Origin of the sequence: Rhodococcus sp. PD04, from assembly GCF_035918275.1 — a bacterium.
GTDB lineage: Bacteria > Actinomycetota > Actinomycetes > Mycobacteriales > Mycobacteriaceae > Rhodococcus > Rhodococcus rhodochrous.
In genome coordinates this window covers 1,548,451-1,569,320 of the sequence record NZ_CP142143.1, presented here as the reverse complement: position 1 = coordinate 1,569,320, position 20,870 = coordinate 1,548,451, and the positions used below count along the sequence as shown (strand labels likewise).

18 protein-coding genes and 1 riboswitch are annotated in these 20,870 nt (G+C 68.1%); of the genes, 9 read left to right on the top strand and 9 right to left on the bottom strand.

Annotated elements, in window-relative coordinates:
- Positions 1–271: 271 nt before the first annotated feature.
- Both U9J23_RS07275 and U9J23_RS07270 read right to left on the bottom strand, forming a co-directional pair.
- Positions 272–1,576, bottom strand: coding sequence for an LLM class flavin-dependent oxidoreductase (locus U9J23_RS07275; protein WP_272269213.1), 1,305 nt, complete (start codon positions 1,574–1,576; stop codon positions 272–274).
- Positions 1,576–2,340 carry a 3-oxoacyl-ACP reductase gene (locus U9J23_RS07270; RefSeq protein WP_059382882.1) on the bottom strand — a complete coding sequence of 255 codons (765 nt, stop codon included), beginning with the start codon at positions 2,338–2,340 and terminating at the stop codon, positions 1,576–1,578. The genes U9J23_RS07275 and U9J23_RS07270 overlap by 1 nt, the downstream gene beginning before the upstream one ends.
- A 54-nt stretch (positions 2,341–2,394) precedes the next feature.
- Positions 2,395–2,486, bottom strand: a riboswitch (TPP riboswitch).
- Positions 2,487–2,746: 260 nt separating this feature from the next.
- On the opposite strand from U9J23_RS07270, the gene U9J23_RS07265 reads away from it, so the two are divergent.
- Positions 2,747–4,243 (top strand): stealth family protein, encoded by a 1,497-nt coding sequence (locus tag U9J23_RS07265; protein ID WP_326602083.1) that lies wholly within the window; start codon positions 2,747–2,749, stop codon positions 4,241–4,243.
- On the opposite strand, the gene U9J23_RS07260 is transcribed toward U9J23_RS07265, so the two are convergent.
- Both U9J23_RS07260 and U9J23_RS07255 read right to left on the bottom strand, forming a co-directional pair.
- Entirely contained in the window at positions 4,240–5,160 is a 921-nt protein-coding gene (locus tag U9J23_RS07260; RefSeq protein ID WP_145708809.1) for a phosphodiesterase, read from the bottom strand. The two genes, U9J23_RS07265 and U9J23_RS07260, sit on opposite strands and share 4 nt — an antisense overlap.
- Before the next feature lie 162 nt (positions 5,161–5,322).
- Positions 5,323–6,240, bottom strand: a complete 918-nt coding sequence (locus U9J23_RS07255) for an alpha/beta fold hydrolase (RefSeq protein ID WP_326602080.1) — start codon at positions 6,238–6,240, stop codon at positions 5,323–5,325.
- Between the two features lie 78 nt (positions 6,241–6,318).
- On the opposite strand from U9J23_RS07255, the gene U9J23_RS07250 reads away from it, so the two are divergent.
- A complete protein-coding gene (locus U9J23_RS07250; protein WP_326602078.1) occupies positions 6,319–6,786 on the top strand; it encodes a MarR family winged helix-turn-helix transcriptional regulator in 468 nt (155 codons plus the stop codon).
- 81 nt (positions 6,787–6,867) lie between these two features.
- Entirely contained in the window at positions 6,868–7,890 is a 1,023-nt protein-coding gene (locus U9J23_RS07245; RefSeq protein ID WP_442802272.1) for an esterase/lipase family protein, read from the top strand.
- Between the two features lie 135 nt (positions 7,891–8,025).
- Here the strand turns inward: U9J23_RS07245 and U9J23_RS07240 are convergent, their stop codons facing one another.
- Positions 8,026–8,658 carry a TetR/AcrR family transcriptional regulator C-terminal domain-containing protein gene (locus U9J23_RS07240; RefSeq protein ID WP_326602074.1) on the bottom strand — a complete coding sequence of 211 codons (633 nt, stop codon included), beginning with the start codon at positions 8,656–8,658 and terminating at the stop codon, positions 8,026–8,028.
- Positions 8,659–8,736: 78 nt separating this feature from the next.
- On the opposite strand from U9J23_RS07240, the gene U9J23_RS07235 reads away from it, so the two are divergent.
- From U9J23_RS07235 to U9J23_RS07210, 6 genes are all read left to right on the top strand, one after another.
- Positions 8,737–9,222, top strand: a complete 486-nt coding sequence (locus U9J23_RS07235) for a hypothetical protein (RefSeq protein WP_159418819.1) — start codon at positions 8,737–8,739, stop codon at positions 9,220–9,222.
- The gene (locus U9J23_RS07230; RefSeq protein ID WP_159418820.1) at positions 9,215–10,660 is read left to right on the top strand and encodes an MFS transporter; all 1,446 of its coding nucleotides are present in this window, start codon (positions 9,215–9,217) and stop codon (positions 10,658–10,660) included. Before U9J23_RS07235 ends, U9J23_RS07230 begins: the two co-directional genes overlap by 8 nt.
- Entirely contained in the window at positions 10,657–12,429 is a 1,773-nt protein-coding gene (locus U9J23_RS07225; RefSeq protein ID WP_085470369.1) for an ABC transporter ATP-binding protein, read from the top strand. Before U9J23_RS07230 ends, U9J23_RS07225 begins: the two co-directional genes overlap by 4 nt.
- A complete protein-coding gene (locus tag U9J23_RS07220) occupies positions 12,426–14,150 on the top strand; it encodes an ABC transporter ATP-binding protein (protein ID WP_272269196.1) in 1,725 nt (574 codons plus the stop codon). The genes U9J23_RS07225 and U9J23_RS07220 overlap by 4 nt, the downstream gene beginning before the upstream one ends.
- Before the next feature lie 88 nt (positions 14,151–14,238).
- The gene (locus tag U9J23_RS07215; protein WP_059382891.1) at positions 14,239–14,550 is read left to right on the top strand and encodes an antibiotic biosynthesis monooxygenase family protein; all 312 of its coding nucleotides are present in this window, start codon (positions 14,239–14,241) and stop codon (positions 14,548–14,550) included.
- A gap of 174 nt (positions 14,551–14,724) precedes the next feature.
- A complete protein-coding gene (locus tag U9J23_RS07210) occupies positions 14,725–15,618 on the top strand; it encodes a type IV toxin-antitoxin system AbiEi family antitoxin domain-containing protein (RefSeq protein ID WP_059383048.1) in 894 nt (297 codons plus the stop codon).
- Between the two features lie 52 nt (positions 15,619–15,670).
- On the opposite strand, the gene U9J23_RS07205 is transcribed toward U9J23_RS07210, so the two are convergent.
- The 4 genes from U9J23_RS07205 to U9J23_RS07190 form a co-directional block, all read right to left on the bottom strand.
- Positions 15,671–17,149 (bottom strand): sodium:solute symporter family protein, encoded by a 1,479-nt coding sequence (locus U9J23_RS07205; protein ID WP_326602068.1) that lies wholly within the window; start codon positions 17,147–17,149, stop codon positions 15,671–15,673.
- Positions 17,150–17,375: 226 nt separating this feature from the next.
- Entirely contained in the window at positions 17,376–19,346 is a 1,971-nt protein-coding gene (locus tag U9J23_RS07200; protein WP_326602067.1) for a 5-oxoprolinase/urea amidolyase family protein, read from the bottom strand.
- A gap of 7 nt (positions 19,347–19,353) precedes the next feature.
- Complete coding sequence (locus U9J23_RS07195) at positions 19,354–20,004, bottom strand: urea amidolyase associated protein UAAP2 (protein ID WP_019288136.1); 651 nt, start codon at positions 20,002–20,004, stop codon at positions 19,354–19,356.
- On the bottom strand, positions 20,001–20,849 hold the full coding sequence (locus U9J23_RS07190) for an urea amidolyase associated protein UAAP1 (protein ID WP_059382894.1): 849 nt from the start codon (positions 20,847–20,849) through the stop codon (positions 20,001–20,003). The genes U9J23_RS07195 and U9J23_RS07190 overlap by 4 nt, the downstream gene beginning before the upstream one ends.
- Between the last annotated feature and the right edge of the window lie 21 nt (positions 20,850–20,870).

Here is a 20,870-nt window from a genome sequence, read left to right as displayed (position 1 = left end):
GAGGCGCTCGGTCATGTGACGGCCGCGGTCGTCCACGGCCTCGACGTGTGGGACGCGCCGCTGGGCCGCATCCACGTCGCGCGTCCGCCGACGCGCAGCTGCCGGGCGAGCGACGATCTGCACATCCACACCGCCGACCTGGACGGCGACGTCGTCGACGTGGACGGTCTGCGCGTCACGTCGCTCGCTCGTACCGTCGTCGGGAGCTCCAGAGCGCGAAACGGTCATCGGTGCGCTCTACAACCCGCTCCGATGACCGGTTCGCGCTCTGTTACACCGCCTTCAGACCGAGCGAGTCGCGCAGGGTCGACCCGGGGTATTCGGTCCGGAACAGGCCGCGGCGCTGCAGTTCCGGGACCACGAGGTCGACGAAGTCGTCGAGGGAATCCGGATAGGCGGGACACATCAGGTTGAAACCGTCGCAGGCGCCCGCGGTGAACCATTCCTCGATGCTGTCGGCGACGGATTCGGGGGTGCCGATCATCGTCGCGTGGCCACCACCCGCTGCGAGGTAACCGAGCAGCTCGCGCAAGGTCGGGCGGCGTGTCTCGATGATGCGCTGCACCGTCGCATAGCGGCCCTGCGGACCGGTGAACTCCTCGATGGGCGGCAGGTCTCCGACGGGAGCGTCGAGATCGTGGCGCGTGTAGTCCTGACCGGTGAAGACTCCGAGTTGGGCGAGAGCGGCGTCGATGTCGAGCAGAGCGTCGAGTTCCGCCTTCTTCGCCCACGCTTCGTCTTCGGTGCGGCCGACGTAGGTCACGAGCCCCGGCAGGATGGCGACCGAACCGGCGTCCCTGCCGACGGAGGCGATGCGTGCACGCAGGTCGGTGGCGTACTCGAGCGCCGCGGTCATGTCCCACGCGACCGAGTAGACGGCCTCGGCGTGACGGGCCGCGAGGTTGCGGCCGGTCTCCGATGCTCCGGCCTGGAACAGCACGGGGCGGCCCTGCGGGCACCGCGGCACGGTCAGCGGACCGTCGACGCGGAAGTGCTTGCCCCGGTGATGGATCGGACGGATCGCGTCGGAGTCGAGGAACCTGCCACCCGCCCGGTCGACGAGGACACCGCCGTCGTCCCAGGAATCCCACAGCGCACAGAGCACCTCGATGAATTCCTCGGCCCGCGCGTACCGTTCGGAGTGCGGCGGTAGGGAGTCGAATCCGTGGTTGCGCGCTTCCTCGTCGAACATCGAGGTGACGATGTTGGCTCCTACGCGGCCACCACTGATGTGGCCGAGCGAGGCCAGCATCCGTGCCGCGTGGAACGGCGTGAAGAAGCTTGCCGAGACGGTGGTGACCAGACCGATGTGCTCGGTCGCGCGCGCCATAGCCGCCAGCGCGGTGAGGGGTTCGAGGAACCAGGTGGTGCCCGCCGTGTACTTCGGGTTGACGCTGTGACCGTCCGCGAAGAACACGGCGTCGAGGCGTCCTCGTTCGGCGGTGCGGGCAAGCTCCTCGAAATATGTGATGTCGCCGATGCGTTCGGCGGCGGAGCCTGGATGGCGCCATGCCGCAGAGTGGTGCCCGACGCCGTAGAGGAAGGCGTTGAGGTGGAGGGTGCGTGGTCCGGGCATCAGTTCATCACCAGTCCCCCGTCGACCACCAGGTTCTGCCCGGTGACGGCCCGCGACCAGTCGGATGCGAAGAACAGCACCGCGGCCGCGAAATCCTCGGGGGTGGTGACCTTCCGCAGCGGCGTCGACGACGCGATGAGGTCGAACACCGCCTCCGGCGTCGCCGACGATGCGTCGGTCGTGCGCAGCAGACCACCGGAGACCATGTTGACGCGGATCCCGTCGGGGCCGAGGTCGGCGGCGAAGGTGCGGGTCAGCGACAGCAGCGCGGCCTTGGCGGCGGTGTAGTCGTGGTACGGGACGACGGGGTGCTGGAACAGGTTGGTGCCGATGTTGACGATGCTGCCGCCACCGGCCTCGCGCATGCCCGGCAGAGCCGCCTGGATGATGTTGACCGCGCCGCCGACGACACCGTCGAACTGGGCTCCGAACCGGTCGTATCCGATCTCGTCTGCCTTGGGCCGAGCGTCGCCGTTGAAGGAGAAATCGGGCAGGGCGTTGTTGACGACCGTGGTGACGGGACGTCCGAAGTGCTCGCGGGCCCGGGTGAACAGCGCTTCGACGTCGGCGCGGTCGGTGACATCGGCCTTCAGCGCGACCGCCCGCTCGGGTCCGATCTTGTCGGCCAGTTCGTGAGCGCCCTCGCCGCTGCGCCGGTAGTCGAGGACGACGGCGGCTCCTTCGTCGGCGAACGCCTGCGCGATGCTGCGGCCGAGGCCGCGACCGGCGCCGGTGACGAGGACGACCTGGTTCTGCAATGACATCTTCTGTGCCTTCCCTGTGTGGGGAAGGGTGCGTGAGGGCGACAGACCTGTGGCCCGGCGCCGGCTCGGCATCCCTTCGCTCGCATAATCGAGATCAGGTTCGACGGGTGTTCTCTCAGCCGTTTCCGGCACCCCGTGTCGAGTCCTGCGGACAGGCTACACGGCGCCGGTTCGGCCTTCGAGAGCCGGCAGGGTCGGCGTTCACAGGATCGTCACATCGCCTACGCGAGAACTTAGCTCAGATCGACGTTAAAATGGCTGTTCCCGTCCCGACTCGTGAAAGGAGATTCCGACGCACACGCCGGCCCCACACAACGCTCCCTACGTCTCCCTTTCTCAGAAGGTCGGAGACGCTCCCCCGCTCGGCCGCGCCACGGTCCGCGGCCCCGCGAGGCACGAGGAGGTGGTGTGGTTCGAGGATCGCTACGCCATCCCGATCACCACCACCACGCCCGACGAGGCGCAGATCGAGGACGCGCTGTTCCTGCGCCGCGTCCTCGACCGGGCGCACATCGACTACCTGCTCGTGCGCGACGACAGCGACCGCCCGATCCTCGCGATCGACCGCGCCGACCGGAAGAGGCTGCGCACCGCTCTCGCCGAGGGGTGTGCCGACGAGCCGTTCTACTCGAAGGCCGTCGGCTTGAAACGGCGCCCGGTCCCGGTGGCGGACGGACAGCTCTCGCGCGACAGGAAGGACCGGGTGTTCCGGCTGTTCCGCCCGCGGGTCGAACTGAGGAGCGGGTTGCGGTACGGCGCGTCGAACGGCGTGGACATCGAGCTGTGGACCTACACCGACGACGAGGTGATCATGCCTCGTCCGAACGCTCTCACCCGCACGACCGCCCTGCGCGACGAGATGCGCCGGACGACGGTCGAGCGGTACGGACAGCTGTGGCCCACGATCGAGGGCATGTTCGACCGCCACCCCGGCGACATCCCGTTCGAGATCGACCTCGTGTTCTCGTGGGTGGACGGGTCGTCGAAGTCGTTCCAGGCCAAGCGCGCGAAGCTGATGCAGAACTACGTCGTCGGCGAAGGCGACGACTCGCCGGCGCGCTACCGGCAGATCAACGAACTCAAGTACGCCCTGCGTTCGGTCCACATGTACGCGCCGTGGGTGCGGCGGATCTTCGTCGCCACCGACTCGCCGCGACCGGCGTGGCTCGCCGACGACCCGCGTGTGACGTTCGTGCGGAGCGAGGAGTTCTTCGCCGACCCGTCGGCGCTGCCCACCTACAACTCGATGGCGGTCGAGTCGCAACTGCACCACATCCCGGGGCTGTCCGAGCACTTCCTGTATTCGAACGACGACATGTTCTTCGGTCGCCGGGTGAGCCCGAGCCTGTTCTTCTCCGGCGGGGGTGTCAGCAAGTTCATCGAGTGCGACGTGCGGATCGGGCTCGGCCGGAACGACCCGTCGCGCAGCGGATTCGAGAACTCCGCCCGCATGAACCGCAAGCTCCTGCAGGATCGCTTCGGGGTCACCATCACTCGGCACCTCGAACACACGCCGGTCCCGTTGCGCAGGTCGATCATGGCGGAGATGGAACGCGAGTTCGCGGACGAGTTCGCTGCGACGGCGGCGAGCCCGTTCCGGGCGGCAGACAACATCTCGGTGACGAACTCCTTCTACCACTACTACACGCTGCTGACCGGCCGCGCGGTGCAGCAGACCACGGCGAAGGTGGAGTACGTCGACACCACCGTGAAGTCCGGTCTGCGACATCTGGACACGATCCTGGCGCGTCGCAATCTCGACCTGTTCTGCCTCAACGACGGCAGCACGCCCGAGGTCGACCTGGAGCTGCGCACCGCGAAGGTCACGCAGTTCCTGGAGCGGTACTACCCGATTCCGGCGCCCTGGGAGACCGACCACCCGGGCCGACCGGACGTCGGCTAGATCCGAACGGTGAGGTCGGGGTTCTCGGGGATGCGGATGCCGGCCTCGGCCAGACACCGCGCCGCGTCCTCGGCCGTGTGGGGTTGCCCGGCGGTGGCGTAGCTTCCGCTGGGCACCACGGAGTGCACGATCGTGTCGGGATAGACGTGCACGAGGTTGAAACCCTGCGCGCCGTCGTGCCCGCGCTGCGAACCGACCGGGACGTTCAGGTCCTGCGTGTAGCAGGTCGACGAGGCGACGGACACCGGGATGCCCGCGAACGTGGCCGAGGTCGAGTAGTGCAGATGACCGCCGAGGATGGCGCGGACATCGGTGCCGCGCAGTACTTCGGCCAGACCGGCCTGGTCGCGCAGTTCGACGAGGACGGCCATGTCGAACACGCTCGGCACGGGCGGATGATGCAGTGCGAGAACGGTACCGAAAGGCGAGGGTGTCGCGAGTTCGTCGGCCAGCCAGGCGAGCTGGTCGTCGGTCACCTCACCGTGGTGGTGGCCCGGGACCGAGGTGTCGAGGCTGACGATCCGAAGTCCGCCCACGGCGTGGACGGCGTCGATCGGTGCGCCGAGGGGCGCTTCGTCGAGCAGCTCTTCACGGAAGGTCGCGCGGTCGTCGTGGTTGCCCATCGCCCACACGATCTCGGCGTCGAGTGCTGCGGCCAGTGGTTCGACGAGTCCGCGGAGCTTGCGGTAGGCATCGGGCTGGCCGCGATCGGCGAGGTCGCCGGTGAACACCAGGGCGTCGGGTCGGACCCGGGAGGCACGGATGTCGTCGAGGATCAGCCCGAGGCGGGTGTCGGCGTCGACGGTGCCGTAGAGGAGTTCGTCTCCACCGACGAGATGGGTGTCGGTGAGATGGAGCAGCGTGTGCGAAGGTCTGGGGTATTCGGCAATTCGCTCAGGGGCCGGAGAACTGCCCATGATCTCTCACTTCCATTCGCCCGTTTCGGGGCACTTCGTCGCCTTCAACCGTAGCGAGTGTGTTTCTACGGCTCCACGACTTCCGGCTCACATCGAGACCCCGAACCTGCGGCGAACAGTCCGTTACTACGTGGTGACCTGCGGAAACGAACAATCCGACATTCATCGGTGATCTGGATCACAATTCCGATCGGCGGGAGCACCGGTCCCCAGCGCATCCCGTAGCACGGTGTCGATCTCGTCGCTCGGGGACATCGGCAGGGTGTGATGGGTACCGGCGGTGAGGGTGACGACCCGGCAGGACGGGAGCGCCTTCCGCGCTGCGCGGCCCACCTCGTCGGGGTCGTGGACGCGCCCGAACGGCGCGAGCACCACCGTGGTCTCGGCCGTGCACCGCCCAAGCTCTTCGGGTGACGGCCGCCGGGGCACGATCGTCTTCGCGGTCGGGAAATGCTCCGCGCCGAGCGCCATCAAGGTGATCCAGTCGGGATCGAGTTGTGCCCCTCGGGTTTCCCACCCGAGAAATGCCCGTTCGCGGGCGGCCGTGGGCCGCAGGAGGACGGGAAGCGCCCGCAGGAGGTATCCGGGCCGCATCCCGGCGAAGCACGAGTTGGGATCGAGCAGCACGAGCCGGTCGACCCGGTGGGGTGCGCGAACGGCTGCCGCGAGCGCGATCATCGCGCCGTACGAGTGACCGACGACCGCAAACCGCGTCACTCCGAGGGCATCGGCGACGGAGCCGAGCCATTCGAGCAGATCGTCGACGCTGCGGACGGGATCACCGCCGGTGACGCTGCGTCCGACGTCGCCGATGATGTCGACGGCCAGTAGCCGGTGAGCCTCCCCCAGTGCCGCGGCGTTGGCGAACCAGACCATCGACGTGGCGCCGGCGCCCGGGAGGAGCAGGACCGGCGGTGCGCCGGGCGGGCCGTACTCGGTGACGCGGGTGGTGCCGAAACGGGAGTCGAGATCGTGGATCACGGTGCCGTGCGGCCATTTCGCGAGAAGTGCGTCGTACGCGGCGTGGAAGGCGCGGCCCTCGTCGGACTCGTCGAACGATCTGCGTGGTGACCGGAGCATCGGAACCTCCACCGTCGAATATCTCGATGATCGAGATACTAGGTGGGCGAGTAGAGTCTGTCGAGAGGCGGAGGTGACATGACGGACGACGGCAGACTCGACATGATCCACCGGTTGCGCGCGCTCACGGTGCAACTCGATCTGCTCGGCGCCGAATTCGCACAGAAACACGCGCTGCACCCCACCGATCTGCGAGCACTGATCGGACTTCTCGACCGGGAGCGGGCCGGGGAGATCGCGACACCCGGCTGGCTCGCCGAGCACCTGCGGCTCAACACGGCATCGGTCACCGCACTCGTCGACAGGCTCGAACGGGCCGGCCACGTGAGGCGGGATCGCGACAGCGACGACCGGCGACGCGTGATCCTGCGCGTGACCCCGGCCGCCGAGAAACTCGGTTGGGATTTCTTCGGCCCGCTCTTCGCCCGGGCCTCCGCCGCGCTCGAGTCCTTCTCCGAGCCGCAACTGGAGGTCGTGCGGGAGTTCCTCGGCTCCATGACTGCTGCAGTGGAGTCCGCGCGCTCCCCGGAAGACACCGAGGGCTGACGCTCGCGGGAACCACGCTCCCCCAGTAGGACGAATTTCTGTTAACTTCCTTGCCCATCCACATACTTCGGGGGGATGGGAATGCAGATACGTTCATGGGCCGCCGCGGCACTCGCGGTCGCCTTCACTGTGGTCGGGGCGGGAACGGCAGCCGCGGAGGAGCCCGCTCCTCCCCTGCCCGTCGGAAAGACGTTCCTGGACGGCTTCGCCCACGAGTTCGGCGACCCGAACGGAAGCGCGGTCGGCACGAACGACTGGGACTGCGTCCCGTCGGAGGAACACCCGGATCCCGTCGTGCTCGTCCACGGCACGGTGCTCAACCGGCACAACAACTGGTCGTATCTCGGGCCTCTTCTCGCGAACGAGGGCTATTGCGTCTTCGCTCTCACTTACGGCAACCATGCCGACCTCCCCTGGCCGTTGAATTCCGTCGGTGGGCTGCTGCCGATGGAGGACAGCGCACAGCAGCTCTCCGATTTCGTCGACGAGGTCCTTGTCGCGACCGGCGCGGAGAAGGTCGACCTCGTGGGTCACTCGCAGGGCACCCTGATGCCCGTCTGGTACGTGAAGTTCCTCGGCGGCAACGAGAAGGTCGACGATTACATTTCGCTCGGACCGGTCTACGAGGGCAGCCACGCCTTCCTGCTCGCGGCGTCGTTCGAACTGTTCGAGCACGTCGGTGTGCGGCAGGACGTGGAGAATCTCGCCCACTTCGTCGGATGCGGTGCGTGCCCGCAGGTCCTTGCCGGATCGGATTGGATCCACACAATCCAGGAGGCCGGCGTCTACGCCGACGAGGTGACGTACACGAACATCATGACCCGCTACGAGGAGATCGTCCTCCCGCACACCAGTGGCTACCGCGAGGCGCCCAACGCGACAAACATCGTGCTGCAGGACCACTGCGCGAACGACTTCGTCGAACATGCCGGCATCGTCAACGACCCGAACGCGGCATGGTTCGTCCTCGACGCGCTCGATCCGGGTTCGGCAGGGCCGCTGGAGTGCGTCTTCGTGCCGCCGATCCTCGGCTGGAGCCCGGATCCGACGATCAGCAATCCCACAACCAAGGACGCTGTGGTCGCGAGTCGCCCCGGCGCCTGAGCCGTTCGATCCTCCTACGTCGCGGTTCCCATCCCAGACAACTCTGTGCCGAGTGTGGCCACGTCACGAAGCCGACGCGCCGAACCGGAGCTCGCCCCGCGTGTTGCGGTAGCGAACCCCGGTTCGGCGCGCGAACTATATTGCGGCGCTGCTCGGTTCCTCCAACCCGGCGATGAACGCCTGCAGCGCGAACTCCACCCGCGCCTCCACGGACGGCACACCGAACCCCATCGCTTCGGCGAACAACGGGAACTCGGCGAGGGCTTCGGTATCGATGCCCGGATCGCCGTCGTTTGCCGGTGGTGCGCTGTGCTGGCCCAGCACGATGGCAGCCAGTGTCTGGATCACGAGGAGCGCATCCTGCGGCGTGAATCCGGCGTCCCGCAACACCTCGAGCATCTTCTCCAGGTGCATGGCGTTGCCCGGGGTGACCGCCGGGCGGGACGCAAAGAACGGTACTGCCCCGGGGTGCGCGAGCAAGCCGCGATGGAAGGCACGGCCGTAGCCCTCGAGGACTGCCCGCCACGGAGCGTCGGTCTCGGCTCCGGTGAGCGCTTCGTCCATCACGTACTGGACGATGGCGTCCTCGAGTCCCTGTTTGTTCTTCACGTGGTGGTACAGCGTCATCGCTTCCACGTCCAGCTCACGTGCCAGCTTCCGCATCGACAGCGCGGCCGCACCGTCCCGGTCGACCATCTGCACCGCTGCATGTAGCACCTGTTGCCGGGTCAGCCCGGCATGTCGACCTTGTGCGCGCGTCGGTCCCACGAAACCTCCTTGACCACTCTTACGCCGTAAGACTAGCATCGCCGACGTAAGTCATACACCGTAAGAGAGGAGTCCGGCATGACCGTCCATACCGAGATTCGTACGACGAAACGCCGGCCCAACCTTGTCCAGGCCCTCACGATCGGCGCGTGCCTGCAGATCCTCTGCATCGCACTCCCACTGCTGGACGTGTGGATGATCGGATCGATCGAACAACACGTACAGAACGCATATCCCGAATGGGGACCCGACAATGTGAACCTCGACCGGAACGCGATCGCCGGGTACCTCGTGATCGTGGGCGTCCTCGGCCTGGCCGGTTGGCTCGGCGCGCTGTGGAGCGCGAAGAAGGACGTCGCAGTCCGCGCGGTGGTGACGACACTGTTCGTGGTCGGAACGTGCGTGCTGCTGTTCGACGTCGGATACGCGGGCGAACACTACGACCCGATCGTCCCGCTGTGGCTGGGCGTCACCCTGCTGGTGATCCCACTGCTGCCGGGGATCACCGCGGTCATGGCCGCCTGGGTCCTGCCCCCGACCGAAAGGGCCGACCGGCATGACTGACGCAACGAGGCCCGGATACACCCTTGCAGCCGTCGCAACGGTGCAGTTCATGGTGTCGCTGGATCTGTCCGTTGCGAACATCGGACTCCCCCGGATCACCGAGGGGTTGCACTTCGATCCGGTGGGCGCGACGTGGGTGATCCACGCCTACGCACTGTTCTTCGGCGGTCTGCTCCTCCTCGGAGGACGCGCGGCCGATCTCTACGGGCACAAGCGCACTCTCCTCGTAGGACTGGGCGTGTTCGGCCTCGCCTCGCTGCTCGGCGGGTTCGCTGCGGTACCCGGCCACCTCGTCGCCGCACGAGCGATGCAGGGTGTCGGGGCTGCGGCCCTCGCGCCGGCCGCGTTGGCACTGCTGTCGTCGACCTTCTCCGAGGGTCGCGCCAGGGTCCGTGCCTTCGGGATATGGAGCGCCATGAACGCCGGAGGTGCCGCCTTCGGTCTCGTCCTCGGCGGCGTCCTCACCGAATACGCCGGGTGGCGGTGGGTCATGTTCGTCAACGTGCCCATGGCGGCTGCAGCACTCGCACTGACCTGTCTGGGCGTGGGAGCCGACGGAGTACCCGCGCGGCGCGGTCGCCCGGACGTGCTCGGCGCGATTCTCGGCACCGCAGGAACGACAGCCCTGGTGTTCGCACTCGTACGCACCGACCACCACGGGTGGACCTCGACGATCACGCTGGTCACCCTCGCCGCGGCGATCGCCCTCCTGGTGGTGTTCGTCCACGTCGAGCGGACCACCCGCCGCGACCCGTTGATCCCGCTCGGCCTCTTCACCAATCGGTCGGTGAGCGGGGCGAACGCCTTCAACCTGCTGGTGGGCGCCACCATCGGGTCGGCGTTCTATTTCGTCTCGCTGTATCTGCAGCAGGTGCTCGGCAACAGCCCGGCCGCCACGGGGTTGATGACCCTGCCGGTGGCCGTGGGCGTGATCGCCGGATCGGTGGTCGCCGTCAAGCTCGGCTACCGCGTGGCAGCACGCACACTCCTCGTGGCCGGTGGACTCGTCAGCGCGTCCGGGTTCGCATGGTTCGGTCTGATCAGCGCCGACGGATCGTTCGTCACCGACGTTCTGGGACCGGCCGTCGTCGTCGGCATCGGTTTCGGACTCTGCCTCGGTCCGGTGGTATCGGTCGCAACTTCGGGGGTGGCCACACACGAGATGGGCACGGCCTCCGGACTTCTCAACACGTCGCGGCAGATCGGCGCGTCGCTCGGACTCGCCGTTCTCGGTACCGCTGCACACCACCGCATCGGTACGCTCGCGACGCCCGAGAGCATGAACAGTGGCTACGCACTCGGATTCGCCTTCGGTGCAGTGCTTCTCGTCGTCGCTGCCGTGATCGCATTCACCGTTCTCCCCCGGACCGGCGCGCCCGCCGAGCCTACCGGCGACGTCGCCCCGAACCGAAGACCGACGAAAGCGCGGACATCATGACATCCACCGAAACATCCTTCTCCGAAAGGGACTCGGCATCGCGGCGAACACTGTCGTCGCTGCTACGGCCGTTCGTCGGCAGGTTCACCGCGAGCGTTGCCCTACAGGCCGCGGGCGGTATCGCGGGTCTCGTTCCACTTCTCGCCGTCGCCGAGGTCGGCCGAACCCTCCTCGCGCCGGGACCGGTCGACCAGTCCCGCGCGTGGACCGCCGTCGCTGTCGGCGCACTCGGACTCTTCGCCCGGCTCGTCCTGACATCGATCGGATCCGGACTCGCACACGGCCTCGACGGCTCCGTGCAGTTGGCGTTCCGCCGCGAACTCGCACGTCACCTCGGCCGGGTCCCGATCGGCTGGTTCTCCCGCCGCCGGACCGGCGAACTCGCGAAGGTCGTCGGCGACGACGTCTCCGCCGTGCACCCGTTCATCGCGCACACGCCCGGCGAGATGGTCAACGCCTTCCTCGTTCCGGCCGTGTCGGCGGTCTACCTGTTCACCGTCGACTGGCGGCTGACGCTGATCACCATGATCCCGATCGTCCTGGCCATGTCGCTGGTTCCCCTGCTGTCCACGGCGACCCGACGCCGGGAGCAGGAGGAGTTCGACGAAGCGATGGGACGCATCGCCGATGTGGTCGTCGAATTCGTGAACGGCATCTCGGTCGTGAAGGTCTTCGGGAACGCCCGCCGGTCCCGGAACAGATTCGTCTCGGCGGCAGACGATTTCGTCTCGACCTTCACCCGATGGGTCCGCGGCGTGTCCGGCGTGGCAGCGGGAATGCAACTCGCCCTCTCACCGCCGTTCGTGCTCCTGACCGTGTTGATCGGCGGTTCCATCCTGATCACGGGCGGCAGTATGCCCGCGGCGGATCTGCTGCCCTTCGTGCTCCTCGGCGTGGGGCTGACCGCCCCGATCGCGGCGTTGGGCCACGGATTCGACGACATCCTGGCCGCCCGGCGCGCCGTCGAGCGGATCCGGGAGGTGCTGGACGTGCCACCGGTGCCGGAACCCGAGCGGCCGGTTACGCCGACCGGGCACCGGATCGACCTGCACGACGTCCGGTTCGGCTATCCGGATGCGCACGAGGTCCTCCGGGGCATCGACCTGACCCTGGAACCGGGGACGGTCACCGCGCTGGTGGGTCCGTCCGGCAGCGGGAAGTCCACCCTGGCGAAACTGTTGCTGCGCTTCTTCGACCCGACCCACGGCACGATCACCCTCGGTGGCGTCGACCTGCGGGAGGTCGGAAGCAGGACGCTCTACCGCACGATCTCGTGTGTCTTCCAGGACGTTCGCCTGCTGCGCGCGTCGATCGCCGACAACATCGCCCTGGCCGTGCCCCACGCCGACCGCGACGACGTGGTCCGCGCAGCCGTTGCGGCCGACATCCACGAACGGATCGTCGAACTGCCCCACGGATACGACACGATCCTCGGCGAGGAGGTCGAACTGTCCGGCGGGGAGAGACAACGCCTGTCGCTCGCTCGGGCACTGCTCACCGATGCACCGGTGCTGGTGCTCGACGAGGCGACGGCCTTCGCCGATCCCCGGACCGAAGGTGCGATCCACGCCGCCCTCGCCCGTCTGCGCGGCAACCGGACCATCCTGACCGTCACGCACCGCTCGGAGACGATCACCGGGGCGGACACGGTCGTGGTTCTCGAGGACGGGGCAATCGTCGAACAGGGATCACCGGAGGACGTTCTCGTCCGTAATGGCTCCCTGTACCCATCCGTCGGTTCCGACCTGCAAGGAAGCAGAGCACGATGATCACCACACTGTTCCGCACACTCGGACGCGAACACGCCGGCCCGCTGCGCCGGACTCTTGCGCTCATGGTGGGATGCGCGATCGCCGAGGGGTTGTCGTACGCCTTCCTCGTCCCGGTGCTGCGCATCCTGTTCGGGGACACCCCCTCGGACATCGGACCCTGGCTGATCGGATTCGGAGCGTCGGTCGCCGTCTACGCGGTGCTGCGCTACGTCAGCGACCTGTCGAGCTTCCGCGTCGGTACCTCCCTGCTGCGCGGCGTCTATCACCGACTGGGCGACCAACTCGTACGGTTGCCGCTCGGCTGGTATCGCGCCGACCGGGTCGGCGAACTGTCGGCGACGGCGAGTCGCGGTGTCCTGCAATCGATGAGCGTGATCGCCCACATGCTCGCGCCGTTCGTCTCGGCGTGCCTGACCCCACTGACCATCGTGGTGGTGATGACCGCCTACGACCTGCGGATGGGCCTGGCGGCCGCCGCGGCGATCCCCGTGGTGACCGCGGTGCAGATGTGGTCGGCGCGCACCACCGCGGCGACCGATATCGAACGCGCCGCACGCGATCACGAGGCCACCGCTCGCGTCGTCGAATATTTTCAGGCACAGCCTGTCCTACGCGCGGGCGGGCGAACCGCCGAACGCTTCCGGTTGCTCGATGACTCGCTCGACGGTATCCGGCGTGCTTCGCGACGTTCGACGCTCGCGGCCGTGCCGGGCATCGTCGGCACGACGGTCACCGTGCAGGCGGCGTTCACCGCGCTGCTGGCACTGGGCACCTACCTTGCGATCGGCGGGAGTCTCGCGGTGCCGGACATGTTGGCACTCGTCGTCCTCGCAGGTCGCTGCGCCGAACCGTTGTTGTCACTGTCGGAGATCGGCGGAAAGCTGCGCGCCGCCCGCGGCGAACTGACACGACTCGACGCCTTCCTGAGCACCCCTCCCCTCCCCGAGCCGGCTCGTCCGATGCGACCGCACGGTCACGACATCGAGTTCGACTCCGTGGCCTTCCGGCGGGACGGTCGTACGGTGATCGACGGGTTGTCGTTGGCGGTGCCGCAGGGCCGACGGTTCGCGGTGGTCGGGCCGTCCGGCGCCGGGAAGAGCACGCTGCTGCAACTGCTCGCACGATTCCACGACGTGGATGCGGGGTCCGTGCGGATCGGCGGAGTGGACGTGCGGGACATCGCGACCGACGTGCTGATGTCGCAGATCGCGGTGGTCTTCCAGGACGTCTACCTGTTCGATGAGACCCTCGAGGAGAACGTGCGGCTCGGACGTGCGGATGCGACCGACGACGAGGTGCGCGCCGCCGGTGGTGCCGCAGGGTTGGACGAGGTGATCGAACGCCTACCCGACGGCTGGTCGTCGCGGGTCGGTGAAGGCGGCGCGATGTTGTCCGGCGGGGAACGGCAGCGGGTGTCGATCGCGCGAGCACTGCTCAAGGACGCGCCGATCGTCCTGTTGGACGAGACGACGTCCGCCCTGGACCCGGAGAACGAGGCGGTCGTCCGCGCCGGCCTGGAGCGGCTCACGGCGGGACGGACGGTGCTGATGGTCGCGCATCGGTTGCACAGCGTGCGCGACGCCGACCGGATCGTGTTCCTGGACCGGGGACGGATCGTCGAGCAGGGAACCCACGACGAACTGGTGCGTCGCGGCGGTCGCTACGCGCAGTTCTGGGAGATGTCGGTCGGGGTGGCTTCACCGGTCCGCGCATCGTGAGCGGGCACGGACCGCAGGTTCTCGACAGGGTGTCGTTATAATTTCCGAGGGCTCCCGGGTCCGCCACGACTTCTCAGAAAGGGTCACCGTGTACGTCATCACCAACCGCATCGACGTTCCTGCCGACACCACCGAAGCATTCGAAAAGGTCTTCGTCGAGAGCATGCGTTCGACGCTCGACGGAGTGCCGGGCCTCAACCGCACGACGCTGATGCGTCCCGCAGCCGACGGCCTGCCCTATGTGTCCACCATGGAGTTCGATTCCAAGGACGACTTCCTCGCATGGCTGCGTTCGGACTCGTTCAAGGCGTCGCACTCGGACGACCAGGCGCCGGGCATGCAGGCACCCTCCGCGGTGGAGCAGCACACGCTCATCGAGGACATCGTCTTCGAGAAGTAGAAAAACGCGCCGAACCGGGATTCGCCGCCGCTGTAGCACGCGCGAACCTCGGTTCGGCGCGTCGACGCCCTTCGAACTCCGGTTTGTCCCCAACCCCACGATCGATCCACAGGTGCGCCGGATCGGGAGGTCGTGGCGGGTTCGGTGGGTGTCGTCCCGCGCAGGATCGTCGTCGTGACAGATCCGAACATCCTCACCAACACCTCGCTCACCGTCGCGGGTCTCTCGGACACCGACATCCGCACTGCCGTTCGCACCGGCGCACTCGTACGGGTCGGGCGCGGCTGCTATCTGCACCGTTGCGACGTCGACGCCCTCGGGCCGGTTGGCGTCCACCGTGTCCGTGCCCGACATGTCGGAGCGACCCTCGGCCCCGAAGAAGCACTCAGCCACACGTCGGCTGCAGCCCTGCACGGCCTCGAACTCTGGGATGTCCCGCTCGATCTCGTCCACATCTCCCGGCCCGCTACGCGGCGCGGTCGCGTCACTTCTCAGATCCATGTGCATCCGACCGAACTCGGTGACGTGGCGGTCGTCGACGGAGTGTCCGTCACCTCGGTCGCACGGACCGTCGTCGACCTTGCACGCACGCTCCCGAAGGAGCAGGCCGTCATTGCCGGTGATTCCGCGCTTCGTCTGCATCCCGGAATGCGTGAACAGGTTTCACGCGAGCTGGTCGATGCCCGCACTCGCCACGGACTCGCCCGCGCCCGCACGGTGGTGCCGTTCCTGGACGGTCGCAGCGAGAGTGCGGGCGAATCGCTGTCGCGTCTACGCATTGCGGAAGCAGGACTGCCGCGACCGATCCTCCAGTACGAGATCGTGGGCGGAAACGGGCGACGCTACCGCGTCGACTTCTTCTGGGAGAACGGCGTCGTCGGCGAGTTCGACGGGCGGATCAAGTATTCCGATCCGCGCGATGTGTTCGACGAGAAGCTCCGGCAGGACGCGATCCGCGACGCAGGCTACGAAGTGGTGCGCTGGACCTGGGCGGAATTGGAGCGGTTCGACGTCGTGGCGGAGAGACTCCGGCAGGCTGCGCGTCGCGCTGCGAAGCTGACGCGCTGAACCGGGGCTCGCCCCGCGTGTTGCGGTAGCAAGCCCCGGTTCGGCGCGCGAACTACACCGCGACCGGCTGCTTCGCGGGGACGACGACGGGTTCCGGCACCGTGATCGTCGGGACCGGACGGCGCACCAGCGCGACGGTCACGTATGCGACCAGCGAGACCAGGAAGCCGAGGAAGGTCGTCCAGCCGTCGACGCTCGAAGTGACCAGAGAGTTCGGGATGTACAGCAGGGTGTTGTCGACGCCGTAGATCGTCGGGGTGAGGACGAAGAAGCCGGCGCGCACCGTGATGCCGGCGATCGCCGCGACGGCCACGGCGCGGCCGTCACCGCGCGACCAGAACAGTCCGAGGATGAACGGCACGACCAGCGAGGCGAGCAGCAGGTCGAAGGTGAGGGTGAGCAGGATGCCGGTCTGCGGGACCCGCAGGGCGACGAGGGCACCGAAGGCTGCCATCGGGAGCATGAGCAGGCGGGTGGCCTTCATGACGTCCGACGACATCGCGGCGTTCTCGCCACCGACCCGGAGGACGTTGCGCACCAGAACCGTTGCGGTGGACAGCAGCACGCCGCTGATGGTGGTCAGCGAGGCCGTCACCAGACCGGACAGCACCAGGACCGACAGCACCTTCGGGGTGTACTCACCGAGCAGGACGTAGAGGATCGGCGCACCCGCCGTGTCGCCGACGATGGACACCGCAGCGAGGGCCACGAAGGACAGCGGCACGCACAGGACGAGGATGCCGGTCGCCGCACCGAAACAGGCACGCTGGGCAGCGGCCGGGGACTTGGCGGAGAAGACGCGCTGCATCAAGTCGATGGCGACGAGGTTGCCGAGACCGAGGGCGGTGATGGTCGCCCAGTTGATCGCGGCCCCCTGCGCCGGATCGGTGAGCTGACCGATATCGCCGATGCCCAGGCCCTCGCCGTGCGTGAAGCCGGGCCCGAAGGCCGTCCAGGCGAGGAGCGAGACGATGCCGACCGCCATGACGGCGAACTGCACGAGACCGGTGTAGACGCTGGCGAACATGCCACCGGCCATGGTGTAGGCGAGCACGAACGGGATGATCACCAGCACCGCGGCCGTGTAGTTCAGGCCGAGGAAGTACTGCAGCAGGTACCCGAGGGCGACGAGGTTGCCGGCGAGCAGGATGCCGAAGCTGCCGACGGTGAGCGCCGAGGCGGTGATCTCGGTGCCGCGGCCGAAGCGGCGCGCGAAGAACTCGGGCAGCGTCACGACGCCGGTGGCGCGCAGACGTTTCGCGAAGAACACTCCGACGAGCAGGATGCTGACGGCCATGCCGAGCGGCATCGCCGCGCCCGCCCAGAAGCCGAATCCTGCGGCGAGGTCGGCGGATCCGAGCGTCGCGTTGGAGTCGACGACCTGGGACATGAGCAGGACGGCCAGGACGGGGGCACTCAGGGAACGGCCGGCGAGGAGGAAGTTCCCGGCCTCCCCGCGGACCTTGCGGGTGGAGTAGAAGCCGGCCCCGAGAAGGACGACGAGGCACACGGCGACACCGGTGATGATCATGGCAGCTCCGTAAGGAGAGGGTCAGACGGCAGGAGCGCTTCGTTGTGCTTCGCGTCCGAGCGAGTAGAGGGCTTGTGCGGGGCCGAGCCGAATGATCTCGGCCCCGGCGAGGCGACGGGGTGACGAACACCGTTCACAGGGAACCTTACGCACCCGATGTGACGTCGCTGTAAAGATCTCTTCGGTCAGATGTACTTCGGATCAACGGTTTTCGGCACGATTCCCGTCAGACACCGTTCGCCTTCCACCGCGCGCGCTCCTGACCGAAGGCGACGGACTGCGTCGCCTGGAACTCGCCGATCGAAGCAGCGTTGTCCGCGAGGAACTTCCGGTGCTCGGCCAGGGAGAAGGTGCCGTCGGTGATCTCCACTCCCCCACCGCGACCCGCAGCGAGATCCGCTCGCAGATCGAGCAGTTCGTCGGGGTCGACGGGGTACCACGAGATGCGGTCGAAGAAGCGCAGCAGCCACGGGGTGCCGTCCTCGAACGGGCCGGCCGGCTGCGGGTGCCGGTGGTTCCACACCTGGGTGGTGCGGCCGACGAACTGGTAGCCGCCGGGGCCTTCCATGCCGTAGATGCACAGGTAGGCGCCGCCGATGCCCACGGCGTTCTCGGGGGTCCAGGTGCGGGCAGGGTTGTACTTGGTGGTGACGAGACGGTGCCGCGGGTCGAGCGGCGTCGCGACCGGGGCGCCGAGGTAGACGTCACCGAGGCCGAGGACCATGTAGTCGGCGGCGAAGACGGTGTCGAAGACATCGGCGACGGTGTCGAGGCCGTTCATGCGGCGGATGAACTCGATGTTCCACGGGCACCACGGGGCGTCGGAGCGCACGCCGTGCATGTAGCGCTGGATTGCCTCGCGGGTCGCCGGGTCGTCCCAGGACAGCGGGAGTCGCACCTGGCGGCTGGGGACCTCGAGTTCGTCACTGTCGCCGATGGTGTCCTCGACTTCGCCGAGCAGACCGAGCAGGGTCGGCACGGACAGCACATCGGGGTCCACCTTGACCTGCAGCGACCGGATGCCCGGGGTGAGTTCGAGCAGGCCCGCGGGGCGGTCGGCCTCGAGACGCTGATGCAGTGCGTGCACACGGGCCCGCAGCGCCAGGTCGAGGGTCATGTCGCCGTACTCGACGAGGACGTTGTCGTCGCCGCTGCGGCGATACGTGACGGCGGTGTGGCCGTCGCGGCGGGTGAGCACTCCGTCGTCACCGTCGCCACCGGCCGAGGTGACCAGCGACAGTCCGGCGCGACGCGCGACGCCGAGTTCGCGACGGGAGGCGGTGTGCTGCGACTTCACGGGCACGAACCGGACCGTGTTGCCGGGAGCGAGCTGGCCGAGCTTCCAACGGTCGGCGGCCACGACGGTCACCGGGCACACGAACCCGCCGAGGCTGGGACCGTCGGGGCCGAGCAGGATCGGGGTGTCGCCGGTGAAGTCGAGTGCGCCGACGGAGTAGGCGTTGTCGTGGATGTTCGACGGGTGCAGGCCCGCCTCGCCGCCGTCGGTGCGCGCCCATTCGGGCTTGGGGCCGATGAGCCGCACGCCGGTGCGGTCGGAGTTGAAGTGCACCTCGTAGTCGGTGGCGTAGAGGCCGTCGATGTCGGCGCGGGTGAAGAATTCCGGTGCGCCGTGCGGACCTTCGGTGACCGCGATCTCCCAGCGCGTGCTCAGTGCGGGCACGTGCTCGGACGGGACCGGCGCGCTCGTACCGGGAGCGTTCTCCCCCACGACGAGGACGTCACCCTCGCGCAGCGTGCGACCCTCGTGACCGCCGAACGTGCCGAGCGTGAAGGTCGATGCGCTGCCGAGGAATTCGGGGACGTCGAGACCACCGCGAACGAGGACGTAGACGCGCAGGCCCGGCCCGGAGACAGCTCCGACGTCGAGCAGGCCGCCCGCCGGGACGGTGACCGGGCGCCACTGCGGGACGGCGGCCCCGTCGACGCGCACGGTGACGGGCGCACCCGTCACGCACACCTCGGTCTCCTCCGTGAACCGCAGGGCGGGGCCGGCCATGGCGGTCTCGAGGCCAGGGGCGCCCTCGTCGTTGCCGAGCGCGACGTTGCCGAGGCGGAACGACAGGTCGTCCATGGGGCCCGAGGGCGGCACACCGATCTGCCAGTAACCGGTGCGTCCGGGATAGTCCTGGACGGTGGTGAGCATCCCGGGGCGTTCGACGGTGATCTTGGTGGTCATGGCTTCCTCACTCCCCGCGGGTGACGATCATGCGGACCGGCGTGGGGTCGAAGCCGTTGCACGGGTTGTTGATCTGAGGGCAGTTGGAGACGAGGACGAGCACGTCGCGCTCGGCGCGGATCGCGAGTCGCTTGCCGGGTGCGGACAGGCCGTCGACGATGCCGAGGGTGCCGTCGGCCTCGACCGGCACGTTCATGAAGAAGTTGATGTTGGAGACGAGGTCGCGCTTGCCCAGTCCCCACTTGGCGCCTTCGATGAGGAAGTTCTCGACGCAGGCGTGCTGGTGCTTGGTGTGGTGGCCGTAGCGCAGGGTGTTGGACTCCTGCGAGCAGGCACCGCCGACGGTGTCGTGGTTGCCCACCTCGTCGGCGACGAGCGTCATCAGCGGCTCACCGTCGGCGTCGCGCAACACCGAACCGGTGGAGAGGAAGAGGTTCTGCTGGGCGGCCACGGTGGCAGCGGCACTGTAGCGGCGGGTGTGGTCGGCTGCGTCGTAGACGAGGGTGTCGACCGCCTGGTTGCCGTGCAGGTCGACGATGGTGAGTACGTCGCCGGCGGCGACGACGGCCGACCACGGGCCGCGGAGTCCGACGATCTCGTCGAGGACGACGCGACCGGGAACGAGGGCGAGGTCTGCGGTGTCGGCGGTGATGGTCATCGGCGGATCTCCGTTTCGGACGTGGCGGCGGCCCAGGCGTCGTCGGTGTTGAGCACGGCGCGCTGGTACTCGGGGTCGGTGTTCGGCAGCGAGTTCAGTTCGCCGGGTGCTCGCCAGGCGAGGACTTCGAGGCTGCCGGTGGTGAACTCGGGATTCGGGTCGAGCGGGTGTGCGGTGTTCGCGATCAGGGCGATCACCGGCAGGTGGATCAGCAGGTCGACGGCGGCACCGGGACCGGCGTTGCCGGTGCTGACGAGGCTGCCGTCCTCCTCGACGCGGACACCGTGGAAGAAGGACAGTGAGGGCGGCAGGTCGCGCGGTTGCAGGTCGTGCTTGGCGGCGGCGACCGTGAACAGTTCGCGACCCGCAGGAGAGCTCGAATGAAGCGATCCCTCACCGTATTTCGCAGTGTTCCCCGCGACATGAGTGGTGCCGCACAGCGCGTCGTGGCGTCCGGAGGTGTCGGCGACGATCGTGGCGAGGACGCGGCCCTGATCGGAGAGCAGTGGGTGCCCGACACCGAGATAGGCCTGCCACGGCACCTTCACCGTGTCGGCGACGTTGAGCCGCTCGTGCGGGGCGTCGGCGCGGAACAGCAGGATGTTGGCGCAGGCGGTGCCGTGGACGTCCCGCAGGCGCAGGCGGGTGCCGCGGGCGAGGACTTTGCTGGTGTAGCGGCCACCGGGGACGGTCTCGGCCCAGGTCATCGACGCTGCGCGACCGCTGGGCGGAGCCGGCCACGACGATGCCGGGACGATCGGCATGGCGTCGGTGACGGTTCCTGCCTGCGCTCGGGCATGGGCGCGAGCAGCGTGCGTGGTGGCGGTCGCGAGGGTCTCGGTCATGGTGCTCCGATCGGCGGTCCG